14 protein-coding genes are annotated in these 13472 nt (G+C 40.6%); 9 read left to right on the top strand and 5 right to left on the bottom strand.

Annotation, left to right across the window (positions count from 1 at the left end; all coding sequences use genetic code 11):
- The first annotated feature begins 1 nt into the window (after position 1).
- Positions 2-1141: a serine hydrolase domain-containing protein gene (locus tag DDV96_RS06695; protein ID WP_116693991.1), complete on the top strand. Its 1140-nt coding sequence runs from the start codon at positions 2-4 to the stop codon at positions 1139-1141.
- 46 nt (positions 1142-1187) lie between these two features.
- The gene (locus DDV96_RS06690) at positions 1188-1901 is read left to right on the top strand and encodes a 3'-5' exonuclease (RefSeq protein WP_116693990.1); all 714 of its coding nucleotides are present in this window, start codon (positions 1188-1190) and stop codon (positions 1899-1901) included.
- On the opposite strand, the gene DDV96_RS06685 is transcribed toward DDV96_RS06690, so the two are convergent.
- From DDV96_RS06685 to DDV96_RS06665, 5 genes are all read right to left on the bottom strand, one after another.
- Positions 1898-2440, bottom strand: coding sequence for a CopD family protein (locus DDV96_RS06685; RefSeq protein ID WP_116693989.1), 543 nt, complete (start codon positions 2438-2440; stop codon positions 1898-1900). The two genes, DDV96_RS06690 and DDV96_RS06685, sit on opposite strands and share 4 nt — an antisense overlap.
- 54 nt (positions 2441-2494) lie before the next feature.
- Positions 2495-3604, bottom strand: a complete 1110-nt coding sequence (locus tag DDV96_RS06680; protein ID WP_116693988.1) for a T9SS type A sorting domain-containing protein — start codon at positions 3602-3604, stop codon at positions 2495-2497.
- Positions 3605-3638: 34 nt separating this feature from the next.
- Positions 3639-4985, bottom strand: coding sequence for an MATE family efflux transporter (locus DDV96_RS06675; RefSeq protein WP_116693987.1), 1347 nt, complete (start codon positions 4983-4985; stop codon positions 3639-3641).
- 18 nt (positions 4986-5003) lie between these two features.
- Positions 5004-6044: a ferrochelatase gene (gene hemH / locus DDV96_RS06670; RefSeq protein ID WP_116693986.1), complete on the bottom strand. Its 1041-nt coding sequence runs from the start codon at positions 6042-6044 to the stop codon at positions 5004-5006.
- 89 nt (positions 6045-6133) lie between these two features.
- The gene (locus tag DDV96_RS06665; RefSeq protein WP_116693985.1) at positions 6134-7045 is read right to left on the bottom strand and encodes an AraC family transcriptional regulator; all 912 of its coding nucleotides are present in this window, start codon (positions 7043-7045) and stop codon (positions 6134-6136) included.
- Positions 7046-7234: 189 nt separating this feature from the next.
- Between DDV96_RS06665 and hemA the strand changes: the two genes are divergently transcribed.
- From hemA to hemF, 7 genes are read left to right on the top strand one after another with little or no spacing between them, the layout of a single operon-like run.
- A complete protein-coding gene (gene hemA, locus DDV96_RS06660; RefSeq protein WP_116693984.1) occupies positions 7235-8506 on the top strand; it encodes a glutamyl-tRNA reductase in 1272 nt (423 codons plus the stop codon).
- A complete protein-coding gene (gene hemC, locus DDV96_RS06655) occupies positions 8499-9413 on the top strand; it encodes a hydroxymethylbilane synthase (protein ID WP_116693983.1) in 915 nt (304 codons plus the stop codon). Before hemA ends, hemC begins: the two co-directional genes overlap by 8 nt.
- A gap of 7 nt (positions 9414-9420) precedes the next feature.
- Positions 9421-10077, top strand: coding sequence for a uroporphyrinogen-III synthase (locus DDV96_RS06650; RefSeq protein ID WP_116693982.1), 657 nt, complete (start codon positions 9421-9423; stop codon positions 10075-10077).
- Positions 10078-10132: 55 nt separating this feature from the next.
- Positions 10133-11206 carry a uroporphyrinogen decarboxylase gene (hemE, locus tag DDV96_RS06645; RefSeq protein ID WP_116693981.1) on the top strand — a complete coding sequence of 358 codons (1074 nt, stop codon included), beginning with the start codon at positions 10133-10135 and terminating at the stop codon, positions 11204-11206.
- Positions 11203-11697, top strand: a complete 495-nt coding sequence (locus DDV96_RS06640; RefSeq protein ID WP_116693980.1) for a DUF6973 domain-containing protein — start codon at positions 11203-11205, stop codon at positions 11695-11697. Before hemE ends, DDV96_RS06640 begins: the two co-directional genes overlap by 4 nt.
- A gap of 7 nt (positions 11698-11704) precedes the next feature.
- Entirely contained in the window at positions 11705-12466 is a 762-nt protein-coding gene (locus DDV96_RS06635; RefSeq protein WP_116694260.1) for an EI24 domain-containing protein, read from the top strand.
- The gene (hemF, locus tag DDV96_RS06630; protein WP_116693979.1) at positions 12463-13365 is read left to right on the top strand and encodes an oxygen-dependent coproporphyrinogen oxidase; all 903 of its coding nucleotides are present in this window, start codon (positions 12463-12465) and stop codon (positions 13363-13365) included. The genes DDV96_RS06635 and hemF overlap by 4 nt, the downstream gene beginning before the upstream one ends.
- Positions 13366-13472: the final 107 nt, after the last annotated feature.

The raw sequence follows: 13472 nt of genomic DNA, 5'->3' as shown, positions 1-13472 counted from the left end.
AATGAAAAAATTCTTTGCTTGGCTACTCGGCATTGTTGCAACAATCGTATTGCTTTTGTACATAACCGATTACAACTACATTTTAAAAGGCCTCCGTGTAGTCTATTTCACTGGCCATACCACGGCTTTTATTGACGATTTCGATTATTTTGAAAGCGACACCATTCCGGCCAGTACCAATCCGCAGCCGTGGCCAAAAGCAAACGACTACAATACGGCAAAAGCAACCGAAAAATTGAAAGAAACCAATAAGGAGCTGGGCACCGTAGCGTTCCTCATTATTAAAAACGACAGTATTTGGTATGAAAACTATGCCGAAGGGTATAGCGACAGCTCACAGACCAATTCGTTTTCCATGGCCAAAAGCGTGGTTTCGGCACTATTGGGAAAAGCGATTGACGAGGGTTATATTAAAAACTTAAATCAACCGGTAAGCGACTTTTACCCTGAATATAAAAACACAGGGCTCACGGTGGGCGATCTCTCATCCATGGCTTCGGGATTAAACTGGGTCGAGTCCTACAAAAATCCTTTTGGAGTTACGGCCCGTGCCTATTACGATGATAACCTGGCCGAAACCATCCTCAATTTAAAAGTGGTCGATACGCCCGGCACTTCATTCAAATATTCGAGTGGCGATACCGAACTCTTAGCGATGGTCATTCAAAAAGCAGTAGGAAAACCACTGTCCAACTATCTTTCGGAAAGTTTCTGGCAACCTTTGGGCGTCGAAAATCCGGCATTATGGCAAGTAGATGACGATGAGCACCGCTTGGTAAAAGCCTATTGTTGCATAGGTAGCAATGCCCGCGATTTTGCCCGTTTTGGCAAGTTGTACAAAGACTTTGGGAAGTGGAACGGCAACCAACTGTTGGATTCGGCTTTTGTGGCCAAATCTATTAAACCACGATTTGAGGAAAGCCCGGAGTATGGGTATGGCTTTTGGCTCAATAAACATGAGGGCAAGGATGTATTTGCCATGCGAGGCATGTTGGGACAATACGTGATTGTTGTTCCCGAAGACGATGTCATTATTGTGCGTTTGGGCCATCACCGAGCCAAGAAAGAAGACGATCCGTTTACAAAGGATTTTTACACCTATATGGAAGAAGCATACCGTATGTTGAACAAGGATTCGTAATTTTTTCGTAGCTTTAAACACTCCCCGATTGTAAAATTTCAGAAATATGCTTACACGAATTAACCCAGAGCACGTCCTGTTTCTGGACATAGAAACCGTGCCGCAATATCCAGATTACAATGATTTGGACGAAACTGCCAAACAGTTATATGAACAAAAAACCCGCTACCAGCGCAAAGAGGATTTCACTCCTGAGGAATTTTACGACCGTGCCGGTATTTGGGCCGAGTTTGGGAAGATAGTGTGCATTTCGGTAGGGTATTTTAAAATGAAAGGTGATATCCGAAACTTTCGGGTAACCAGTTTTCACGGAGAAGAAGCAACATTGCTTAAGGAGTTTAAAACCCTTTTGCAAACCCATTTTAATAAACCGCAACATGTACTCTGTGCACACAACGGAAAGGAATTTGATTTTCCATACATCGCCCGACGGATGATCATTCACGGAATAAGCCTGCCGTTTAAACTGAACCTCTTCGGAAAAAAACCATGGGAAGTCCCGCACTTGGATACTTTAGAGCTTTGGAAATTTGGTGATTATAAAACATTCACGTCCTTAAAATTAATGGCGCATGTCTTGGGCATTCCCTCACCAAAAGATGATATAGACGGTAGCGATGTGCGCGATGTGTATTACGAAGAAAACGATATGGACCGCATTATCATCTATTGCGAAAAAGACACCATTACCGTGGCACAGATATTCTTAAAACTGCGGAACGAGCCTTTGTTGGCGGAGGATGAGGTGTTGTCGGTTTAAGAATTACCGTTTTCCCGCAACCGTTTATAAAAGCGATAGCCTAACATTAACAACACCGAAAAAGCGATAAGACCCAAAACACCATATATCCAATTTACAGCATTGCGAAGCATCACTAAAAATATAATGGCAAAAAGGATAATGGTTGCGCCTTCATTAAACAATCGCATAAAATTGGAGGAGTGTTTTACGACGCCTTTTTGCAGTTGCTTATAGATTTGGTGGCATTTTAAATGGTATAAAATTAAAAGGAACACAAACCCGAGCTTTACTTGCATCCACGCATCGGTTAAATAGAAAGTGCGCATTAAAATAAGCCAAATCGCAAAGCCAACGGCAAGTATAGCCGAGGGCCACGTGATGATGGTCCATAGGCGTTTGGCCATGAGTTTCAATTGCTTTTCTAAAATCTCTTTTTCGGGCGATGGTTTTTCTGAAGCTTCAATTTGATATACAAAAAGCCTAACGATATAAAACAGACCAGCAAACCAAGTGATTACGAAAATTAAATGCAGAGCTTTTATGTAGTTGTATTCCATCGGGGCAAAGATAGCCAAATATTGACTTTTAATGTCTTTTTGTAATTAGTGCAATTATTTTTTTATGAACTTTTTGACAGTGTGTCCATTTAATGATTCAATTTTAATAATGTAAATACCTGTTTCCAAACTTGAAACAGTAAGTCCATTTTTAAAATCGTCACTTATAAAAGCCAGTTTACCAAGGGAGTCAAAAATTTGTACTGTTTTTATAGTGTCATTGGGAATTTTTATGAATAATTTTTCATCCACAGGATTTGGGTATATGGAAATTTTAGGTTCAATTACCTCATTAGTACCCAATACGGGGGTATTTTCAAAATTAAATGTAAAGCCAGGAGCTAATTCAAAAGAAAAATTAGCTTCTCCAGAGGATGAATTTTCATTAACCCAAAAATATAATTCACCGTTTTCATCCATAAACTGAGAAAAGTAATAGTTTTCAAAACCATTATGGTAATCGCACGTTTCTCCGGTTTCCTGAAAATCGTTTGCTATCAATCTTGCTCCAGAAAAATTATCATTGGTGTAAAAAAATTGCCCACTGAAATCATTACAGGAACCTGTTCCTGTAAATGATAAATCTTGATTTATTGTTAGGCTTGGGTTAATAGGAGGGTTGTAGTTGGCAATATAATCACTGTCTTCACCAAGGTCGGCATCCATTGAATGTAGATACCAAGTTCTCAATAAAGCTGCATCGGGCAAGCCGATAGGTGTGTTTACATAAAAAGCTACATTGCCTTCATTGTCTGTTAAGCGCAGGCTTTTATAATCATATAACGAAGAAGCAAAATAATCATACGTAAAGGTCTTTAAATCAAGCATTTCGGAGCTTAAAAGCCCTTCGAAATAAAGATCCTCAAAATAACAATTGCCGGTATCACATGAAAGAAGTGTTATGCCAACCTCGGTAAAGGTAAATGTGTTTCCAGAAAATGAAACGGCACCAAATAGGTTGTTTACCACTCCGTCTGCATATACTGTGTAGTCCGTGCCATTTTCTTCAAAGATGATGTTGCTTTCCACTCCTAAAGGCGTGTAATTATGTTCACCGTCAAGTTTTAAAAATCTCAAATACCAGGTTTCAGCTGTAATTTCAGAAATCTGTGCTTGCGTAGAATACCCAATAAAAAATACGAGAATAAGTACTATTTTATTCATAATTAACACGTTGATACTTTAAATATAGTGAAAATTATGTGATCAATGTCTTTTTAATTTCCCTGTTCAGAAAAAATCCCGTTACAATAGTTGACAGCACATCGGCAATGGGAAAGGAGATCCAAACACCCAATTCGCCAAAAAAGTTGGGTAAAATCAAAATAAGCGGGATAAAGAAAAATCCTTGCCTGGTAAGGGTGAGCAATAATGCCGGCGTGGCCTTCCCAATGGCTTGAAAATAAGCCGAACCTATCAGTTGAATGGCGATAATTGGTATCGCGGCAAACACCCACCGCATGGCCCAAGGGGTTTCTTTTAAGATAACAGCATCTGTGGTAAAAACCGAAACAATGGCTTCGGGAAATATCATAATCAACGCAAAAATCACCAAAGCAAGCAACCCGGCATACTTTATGGCTTTATTGATACTTTCCCGAACCCTGGGAAATTTATACGCGCCATAATTATACCCCGCAATGGGCAAAAACCCTTGTGTAACGCCCAGAACAGGAAACAATGCAAACATGAGCATACGGCCAATAATTCCATACATCGTCACCGATGCCTCCCCTCCTAAACTAAAGAGAATGTTGTTCATCAATAAATAGGTAACACTTACAACCGCTTGCCGCGCCAAGGTTACAAACCCTAAGGCCGTCATTTCTTTTAAAATTGCCATATTAAGTCCGAAATGTGAAAAACTAATTCGAAGCTCCGACCGATCACTTAAAAAGAACCAAAAAATAAACAAGAAACTTAGCACATAGGAAGCTGTGGAAGCCCAAGCGGCACCGGCCATTCCCATATCGAACACGTAAATTAAAATATAATCCAAAAACAAATTGCCCACCGATGGGATGATCATGGCAATCATGGCAATTTTTGGTTTGCCTTCAGCCCGGAGCACGTTGTTCCCCATCATGGAAAGTGCTAAAATGGGAACGCCGTACAGTACGATTTTATAATAGATTTTAGCGGGTTCAAAAATATCCCCCTTTCCACCAAATGCCGGGATAAGATCGTTTACAAAATAAAGGCCGACCACTGTCATTAAAATGGTGATCAAAAGCGTAAGGGTAATTTGGTTTCCGAAGGTTTTCAGGGCTTTTTCTTTGTTATTGGCTCCCAATGCCCTCGAAATGATGGAGGAACCGCCAATGCCGATTGCCATTCCCAGTGCGGCAATAAAAAACGAAACCGGTAACACCACGTTAATCGCTGCAATGGCAATAGAGCCAATCCAGTTTCCGACGAAAATAGTGTCGACAAGAATGTTGAGTGACATGACCAAAATACCAATGGAAGCAGGAACAGACTGCTTTACCAATAGGTTACTAATCGGCTCTGTCCCTAAACTGGCCGAGCGGTTTTGTAATGCCATTACATTGTGAATTAAGTTTTAAGCTATTGCTTTGTCCACATCGACAATGCGCCATTTATCGATCCAGCCAGCCAATAATTGGGCAAAATCGTCGCGGTCGTTTAAACAAGGGATGGTCGTGAATTCTTCTCCGCCTGTTTCGTGGAAAATCTCCTCACCTTCCATGGCGATTTCTTCCAAGGTTTCTAAACAATCGCTTACAAAGGCCGGGGTGACGACCGCCAATTTTTTAATGCCCGCTTTGCCCATACGTTCTATGGTGCGGTCGGTATAGGGTTTCAGCCACGGGTCGAAGCCCAATCTTGACTGGAACGAAACAGAGTAGCTGTTTTCTTTTAAGCCCAGTTTTTCGGCCACTAATCTGGTGGTTTCAAAACATTGATGGCGATAACAGTATTCATGCGCTTTTGAAGGCGTAATACAACAAGAACCATCTATTTTGCAATGGCTGTTGGTAATGTCGCTTTTTCGAATGTGCCGCTCCGGAACCCCGTGGTAACTGAACAGTAAATGCTCATAATCCAAGTTTTTGATGTGTTCTTCAATACTTTTGGAAAGTACATCAATGTATTCTGGTTTGTTGTAAAAAGCTGGAAATGATGAAATTTTCAACTGCGGAAAAAACGCATTGCGAAGTTCTTCTACCTTAACATTTATAGTCTCGGTTGTCGCCATGGCAAACTGTGGGTACAAAGGGATTACCAAAACCTCGTCCACATCTTGGTCAACCAATTGCTGCAGCCCTTTTTTTAGGGACCTGCTTCCATAGCGCATGGCCAGGCCAATAGGCAAGGTGGTTTTTTCCTGCACTTTTTCCTGAAGCCGTTCAGAAAGCACAATCAAAGGCGAACCTTCTTCCCACCAGATTTTTTGGTAGGCTTCGGCGCTTTTTTTAGGTCTGGTATTTAAAATAATACCTCGCACAATTAATATTCTTGCCCATCGAGGTACATCGATCACGCGGGGATCCATTAAAAACTCGTCTAAATACCTTTTAACGTCTTTTGGGTTGGTACTATCGGGCGAGCCGAGGTTTACAAGGAGGACTCCTTTTTTCATATCAAATTTTTCTGTTGCAAAATTACTTGTATTAAAATGAATTGTCAAACACCTGATACATATAAAAACTATAAAGTCATTTACGTTTCTTATGCTGAGAGGCTCATCAAATATTTTTTAGGCGTCGTACCGTACTTTTTCTTGAAAGCTGCAATAAAATGGCTGGCCGCGCTATATCCCACTTTTAAGCCTACTTCGTTAACATTGTGCGATCCAGTGGCCAATAGCTGCCGCGCTACTTCCATTTTATAATCAAACAAAAAACTGAACACAGAATCGCCATACACCTGCTTAAAACCTTCTTTCAGTTTGTTGAGGGGCAAATTGATTTCGTTGGCTAATTCCTGCAAGGTTGGGGGTTCTGCCATATTGGCGATAACAATTTGCTTGGCTTTTTTTATTTTGGTCACGTTGTCTTCATCGGCCAAAAACGGACACTGTTCCACATCAAGGTCGGCCGGTCGGTTAAAATAAAGGCTCAACAGTTCATACGCTTTTCCTTTAAAATACAAGGGTTTTACCGAAGGATGCAAATTGTAATTCATCAATTGATTGAGCACGATGGCCATCGATGGCGAAATAGGGGCATCTTTGTAGTACTTTCGGTTTTTGTTCTCCTCGCTCAAAAAAGTAATGTAATTGGCCTCGCTCGAAAACAAGGCGTGGAATTTTTCAATGGGCAACAACACCGAAAGCACCCAAGAATGCGGTGCTACATGTATGTGCAATGGCAATTCCCGTTGCGGATTATAGAGTAATAGGGAGTTTTCTTCGCTTATGGGCAAGGAGTAATTCCCTTCATTGAAAAGAAAGCTGGCAGTGCCTTTTATGCAAAAATGAAACTGAATGAAATTAGTCCCAATCTCGCGTTTAAAAGACTGGTTGTCATTGGTTTCATTGTTGAATTTCAGAATAAAAAACCCTTCCGAAATGGAGGTCTCCTCATAAAAACCGGAATGGTCAACTGCTGAACTTTCAGCGACATTTTTTTCAGAAATCATAACGCTATTTTTAAACTTTATTTAGAATTGTTCTAAACAACTAGGCAAATTTATTGCCCGAACGATGCGAAATTAGGGCATTTATATGACATTTGTCATATTTTGACAGAAATTAACACCTTTCGATACAATTGATACCGCAAGCGTTATTTTTTCATTGGTATTGCCCTTACATTTGCGCCGTTAGGTATGAAAACAACCAGTAATAAATCACTATCCACTTTTGAAGGGAATTTCTATGCCATTGGTCTTAATTACAAAAAGGCCGATGCTGCCATGCGTGGCCGTTTCAGTATTGGAGATACGGCGCAAACTAATATCCTGACGCAGGCAAAAAAAGACGGTGTTCCTTCATTAACGGTCATTTCTACCTGCAACCGTACCGAACTGTATGGCTTTGCACAGCATCCTTTTCAACTTATTAAATTGTTGTGCGAACATACCGAAGGCACCATCGATGATTTTGAAAAAGTAGCTTATGTCTACAAAAACGATCAAGCAGTTTCCCATTTATTTAAAGTGGGGACCGGATTGGACAGCCAGATTTTAGGTGATTTTGAAATTATTAGTCAGTTGCGCAACGGGTTCCGCCGTTCTAAAAAACACGGACTGCTCAACGCGTATATGGAACGGTTAATCAATGCCGTGATCCAAGCCAGCAAGCGGATTAAAAATGAAACCGAAATTTCAACAGGTGCTACTTCGGTTAGTTTTGCGGCCGTACACTATATTATGGCGCACGTGCCGCACGTTTCAGATAAGAACATTTTACTCTTCGGAACGGGTAAAATAGGTAGGAACACCTGCGAAAATTTAATTAAGCACACTAAAAATGAGCACATTACGCTCATTAACCGAACCAAAGAACGGGCCGAGAAAATTGCCGGTAAATTCAACCTCGTGGTTAAAGATTATGCCGACATTCAAAGCGAATTGGCACAGACCGATGTGCTCGTGGTCGCTACCGGTGCACAACAGCCTACCATTTCAAAAGAGTTGCTGTACCTTAAAAAACCGTTGCTAATTTTAGACCTTTCCATCCCACGGAATGTTTCCGAAGATGTGAAAGAGAACGAGCTGGTTACCTTGGTCCACTTAGACGAATTGTCTTCCGTTACCAACCAGACCTTACAACACCGGGCCGAACAAGTGCCGATCGCCAAAAAAATAATCGAAGAAATCGAATCTGAATTTATTGGCTGGGTACGCGACCGTCATTTTATTCCTACGGTAAAGGCGTTAAAAACGAAACTTACCGAAATCAAGGCCGGGGAAATTGATTACCACCGTAAAAAATTGGAAGATTTTAACGAAGAACAGGCACAGATTATCAGCGACCGCATCATTCATAAAATAACCACCCAAGTTGTAAACCACCTGAAACAAGCCAATGGCTCGACCGAGCAACACCTGCACATGCTCGAATCTATGTTTCAGTTAGAAGAAAGCGAACGTGAATAAAACAATCCGTATTGGCACACGCGATAGCGAATTAGCGTTATGGCAAGCCACGACCGTACAGAGAAAACTTGAAAACTTAGGCTATAAAACCGAATTGGTCCCCGTGAAATCCACGGGCGATTTGGTATTGGACCAACCTTTGTACGAAATGGGCATTACCGGTATTTTTACCAAAACCTTAGACGTCGCCATGCTCAACGGAACGGTGGATATTGCCGTGCATAGCATGAAAGATGTCCCCACCCATTTACCAAAAGGAATTGTACAAACCGCCGTTTTAGCTAGGGCAACTTCAACTGATATTTTGGCCACAAAAGGCAGCTTTACACCCGAAAAACCATGTACCATTGCTACGGGAAGTTTGCGCCGGAAAGCACAATGGCTCAACCGGTACCCCAATCATGAGGTTGTAGATTTGCGCGGAAATGTCAACACCCGTTTACAAAAGCTTCAAAACAACGATTGGCAAGGTGCCATTTTTGCAAAAGCAGGATTAGAACGGATAAACGTATTACCCGATAATTTTGAAAACTTGGACTGGATGATACCTGCTCCGGCTCAAGGCGCGATGGTGATAGTGGCTTTGGAAAAGGATGGTTTCAGTAAAGAGGCCACTTCAAAATTAAATAACACCGAAGCCGATATTTGCACGTATATTGAACGTGCCTTTCTTCAAAAATTAGAAGGAGGGTGTACCGCGCCTATTGGTGCCCTGGCTGAATGTATTGACGGTGAAATTCAATTTAAAGGCGTGTTGTTTTCATTGGATGGACAAACAAAATTAGAGATTGCAAAACAATGTCCTAAAAATGATTACAAAGATTTAGGAGCGAGCTGTGCCAAAGAAGTTTTAGACAACGGCGGAAAAGAATTGATGGAAGTTATTAAGTCTGAAATAGAAAAATAGATGCTTTATGAAATCCATCCTTTCCACCAAAAAACTTACCCTTGCTCAAAAAGAACTGCTTTTAAACTCCGGTTTAACGTTTGTAGAATACAATGCCATTTCTATTGAATTTATGACTTTTGAAGCTCCAAAGGTCATTGAAAACGCTATTTTCACCAGTAAAAATGGAGTGAGGGCTGTTTTTAATACTTCCGAGGAAATGCCTGAAACTCAGAATTGTTTTTGTGTAGGCGAAAAAACAAAGGCACTTTTAGAGGATAATGGTCAAAAAGTGATTAAAACCACCGATTATGGAGTAGAATTGGCTGAATATTTAACTAAAAACCATAAAAATCACACTTTTTATTTTTTTTGTGGCAATAAACGCCTGGACACTATTCCAGAAGCATTAAAAGAAGCAAATATTGCTCTTTCTGAAATAGAAACGTACAAAACGGAGCTTAACCCCATAAAGTTTGACCGTCAATTTGATGGTATTTTGTTTTTCAGTCCAAGTGGGGTGCAAAGTTTTATTTCAGGAAACAAACTAAAAAACTCAATTGCTTTCTGCATTGGCACCACAACGGCAGCAGAAGCAGAAAAACATACCGAAAATGTAGTGATTGCTAATTCAACTTCGGTTGAAAGCGTGATTGCTAAAGCGGTTAAAACATTAAAAAAATAGATAAAAAAGACCTCAAAGGTTTTAAAAACCTTTGAGGTCTGAATAATAGAGTTATATGAAAAATAGTAATAAAAACGAAGAGATTCCTGCCTTCGCAGGAATAAAGAACGATTTATTTCTTCGTGCTTTAAAAGGCGAAACCGTAGAACGCCCCCCAGTTTGGATGATGCGCCAAGCAGGCCGCTACCTTCCCGAATTTATGGAGATAAAGAAAAAATACGATTTCTTTACCCGTTGCCGTACGCCCGAGCTTGCCAGTGAAATCACCGTGCAGCCCATTCGTCGTTATGGCATGGATGCGGCTATTCTGTTCAGCGATATTTTGGTTATCCCGCAAGCGATGAATATTGAAGTGGAGATGAAACCAGGCGTGGGGCCGTGGCTTCCAAACCCTATTCGTAGTGAAAAAGACTTGGATAGCGTGATTGTACCTGATATTCACGACACGCTAGGCTACGTAATGAACGCCATTAAAATGACGAAGGAAAAGTTAGACGACGAAATCCCATTGATTGGTTTTGCCGGAAGTCCTTGGACGATTTTATGTTATTGCGTGCAAGGTCAAGGCTCAAAAAACTTTGACAAAGCAAAACAATTTTGTTTTACGCAACCTGTTGCCGCGCACGCCCTACTTCAAAAAATTACCGATACGACCATTGCGTATTTAAAAGAAAAGGTAAGAGCAGGCGTAAATGCCGTTCAGGTTTTCGATAGCTGGGGCGGGATGTTATCGCCTTCCGATTATCAAGAATTTAGTTGGAAGTATATACAGCAAATTATCGATGCCCTAAAAGACGAAGCACCTGTTATTGCCTTCGGAAAAGGCTGCTGGTTTGCTTTGGATACGATGGCTAAAAGTGGTGCTTCCGCTTTGGGTGTCGATTGGACATGTGATCCGCAAACAGCTAGAAAACTGAGCGGAGGGAATATTACGTTACAAGGGAACTTCGATCCTACGCGGTTGTTTAGTCCGCCAGCTGAAATTAAAAAGATGGTAACCCAGATGATCAATGCCTTCGGAAAAGATAAGTACATTGTCAATCTAGGCCACGGTATTTTACCTAATATTCCAATTGAAAACGCTGGGGCTTTTATTGAAGCGGTTAAAGAATACAAAGCCGAGTCATGAATGTTATAAAACGCATCCGTCAATTAAGTGTCAAGCAATTGTGGCATTTGTCGGGTGTGTTTATCAAACAGCCTTTTTTGGTTTTTCCAACGCTAAATGCGACGAAAAGAACCATGCAAATCAGTGGTGATTTATATGGGAAAGCGCATCATAAAAACGGCCCGGCGAATGCGTTTCGGCATGCGCTGTGGAATGTTTTGATAGCAAAAGCGGCGTTCAGAAAATTTCAGAATATTGAAAAGAGCGTCGATTGGGCAGAAAAAGTAACCGATCTGCATGAAAAATTAGCACCAAACAGTCCTTTGGAAACGGCCATGGATTTGCACAACAATGAAATGGGTCGCTACTATTTTAAAGAAATCGCTGACTTATCAGAAGAAAAAACGATCAGTTTCCTTCAGAAAAAAGCAAAAAATGCCCAAAAAGTGACAAAAACAAGCGAAATTGAAGTGTTTGAAAAAGAGTTGGTCTTTATTGAAAAAACTTCATAAATTAAGTATGCTTAAAAATATACTAAGCGCCATACAAGCCTATTTTAAAACGTTTCAGTTGATCTCAAAGCTGAAGCTATGGAAATATTTTGGCGTTCCTATTTTAATAAGCCTGCTAACAGCGACAGTCATTGGTTTTTTGGCCTGGGGCTTAAGCGATAATATTGGCGCGTTCATTTCAAAAATCTGGTTTTGGGAATGGGGTGCCGAAACGTTCCGGACGATTAGCGATGTATTGGGGGCTCTCATTATAATTGCCATCGGCCTTATTCTCTATAAACACATTATTATGGCGTTGAGCGCGCCTTTTATGAGCCCTGTTTCCGAAAAAATTGAACATCATTTAATAGGAGAGTCGCATACCCATAGAAACACATCGAATACTGCTCAGTTATGGCGAGGCATAAGGATTAACGTCCGAAATTTATTATTAGAGCTGCTGTTTACCATTCCTATTTTGTTGTTAAGCTTAATCCCCATTGTCAATATTTTTACTTCGGTTTTACTGTTTTTGGTACAATCGTATTACGCTGGCTTCGGAAATATGGATTATACGCTGGAAAGGCACTTTAGCTATCGGGAAAGCATTTCTTTTGTAAAGAAAAATAGGGGCATTGCCATAGGAAACGGCATTGTTTTTATGGCCATGCTTTTAATACCAGTTATAGGGATTATTTTGGTTTTACCATTATCGGTAACAGCGGCAAGCACTGAAACGGTGAGGCTTTTAAAAGAAAATAACCTTACGGAAAAAACAAAAATAACATGAAAGACCAATTTGTAACCTACATAAAAACATTACAAGACACCATCACTTCAAAATTGGAGGAAATCGATGGCAAAGCCACCTTTAAAGAAGATCCTTGGGTTCGAAAAGAAGGTGGCGGCGGCCGTACCCGAGTCATTGAAAACGGAGCCGTTTTTGAAAAAGGAGGCGTGAATATCAGTGAAGTCCACGGCGAGTTGCCTGAAAGCATGCAAAATTACTTTGGTGTACAAGATGCAAACTTTTTTGCGTGCGGTTTGAGTTTAGTGTTACATCCAAAAAATCCTTTTGTGCCGACCGTTCACGCCAATTGGCGGTACTTTGAAATGTACGACCAAGAAGGCAATATCGTTGATCAGTGGTTTGGTGGCGGACAAGACCTTACCCCGTATTATTTATTTGAAGAAGATGCCGAACACTTTCACCAAGTGTGCAAAACAGCTTGCGATAAACACAATGCCGACTTTTACCCAAAATACAAAGCCCGTTGTGATGAATATTTCTACAACGCACATCGTGGTGAAGGCAGAGGAATTGGCGGTTTATTTTTCGATTATTTAAAGAAAACCGAAACCATGAGCATGCAAGACTGGTACAACTTTGTCACCGAAGTTGGCGACAGTTTTTTAGAAGCTTATGTACCCATTGTTGAAAAAAGAAAAAATATAGATTACACACAAGAAAACAGAGATTGGCAAGAAATAAGACGCGGTCGTTATGTTGAGTTCAATTTGGTACACGATAAGGGAACGTTGTTCGGTTTAAAAACCAATGGCCGGATTGAGAGCATCTTAATGAGCTTACCGCCTCATGTGCAATGGCGATACGATTATCAACCAGAACCCGGTAGCGAAGAAGAAAAATTGGTTGAACGGTTAAAAAACTCTAAAGATTGGGTGTGAAAATGAGCCTAAACACTTTAACTGTTATTCTTTTCTGAATAAACACCTTACTTTGTTCGTTTTCCAGTTCAGCTTAGTACTTTTGCTGGGTATTTTGTATTTTAACC

It is taken from the genome of Marixanthomonas spongiae (assembly GCF_003095375.1).
Lineage (GTDB): Bacteria > Bacteroidota > Bacteroidia > Flavobacteriales > Flavobacteriaceae > Marixanthomonas > Marixanthomonas spongiae.
The sequence above is the reverse complement of the archived record's forward strand: the minus strand, read 5'-3'. Positions and strand labels throughout refer to the sequence as shown.

Coding starts and splice junctions, on each gene's coding strand:
- DDV96_RS06665 (WP_116693985.1), bottom strand. CDS start 7,045: ATGATTTCTGAAAAAAATGTCGCTGAAAGTTCAGCAGTTGACCATTCC.
- hemH (WP_116693986.1), bottom strand. CDS start 6,044: ATGAAAAAAGGAGTCCTCCTTGTAAACCTCGGCTCGCCCGATAGTACC.
- DDV96_RS06685 (WP_116693989.1), bottom strand. CDS start 2,440: ATGGAATACAACTACATAAAAGCTCTGCATTTAATTTTCGTAATCACT.
- DDV96_RS06640 (WP_116693980.1), top strand. CDS start 11,203: ATGAATGTTATAAAACGCATCCGTCAATTAAGTGTCAAGCAATTGTGG.
- DDV96_RS06690 (WP_116693990.1), top strand. CDS start 1,188: ATGCTTACACGAATTAACCCAGAGCACGTCCTGTTTCTGGACATAGAA.
- DDV96_RS06695 (WP_116693991.1), top strand. CDS start 2: ATGAAAAAATTCTTTGCTTGGCTACTCGGCATTGTTGCAACAATCGTA.
- DDV96_RS06675 (WP_116693987.1), bottom strand. CDS start 4,985: ATGGCATTACAAAACCGCTCGGCCAGTTTAGGGACAGAGCCGATTAGT.
- DDV96_RS06635 (WP_116694260.1), top strand. CDS start 11,705: ATGCTTAAAAATATACTAAGCGCCATACAAGCCTATTTTAAAACGTTT.
- DDV96_RS06680 (WP_116693988.1), bottom strand. CDS start 3,604: ATGAATAAAATAGTACTTATTCTCGTATTTTTTATTGGGTATTCTACG.
- hemE (WP_116693981.1), top strand. CDS start 10,133: ATGAAAAATAGTAATAAAAACGAAGAGATTCCTGCCTTCGCAGGAATA.
- DDV96_RS06650 (WP_116693982.1), top strand. CDS start 9,421: ATGAAATCCATCCTTTCCACCAAAAAACTTACCCTTGCTCAAAAAGAA.
- hemA (WP_116693984.1), top strand. CDS start 7,235: ATGAAAACAACCAGTAATAAATCACTATCCACTTTTGAAGGGAATTTC.
- hemF (WP_116693979.1), top strand. CDS start 12,463: ATGAAAGACCAATTTGTAACCTACATAAAAACATTACAAGACACCATC.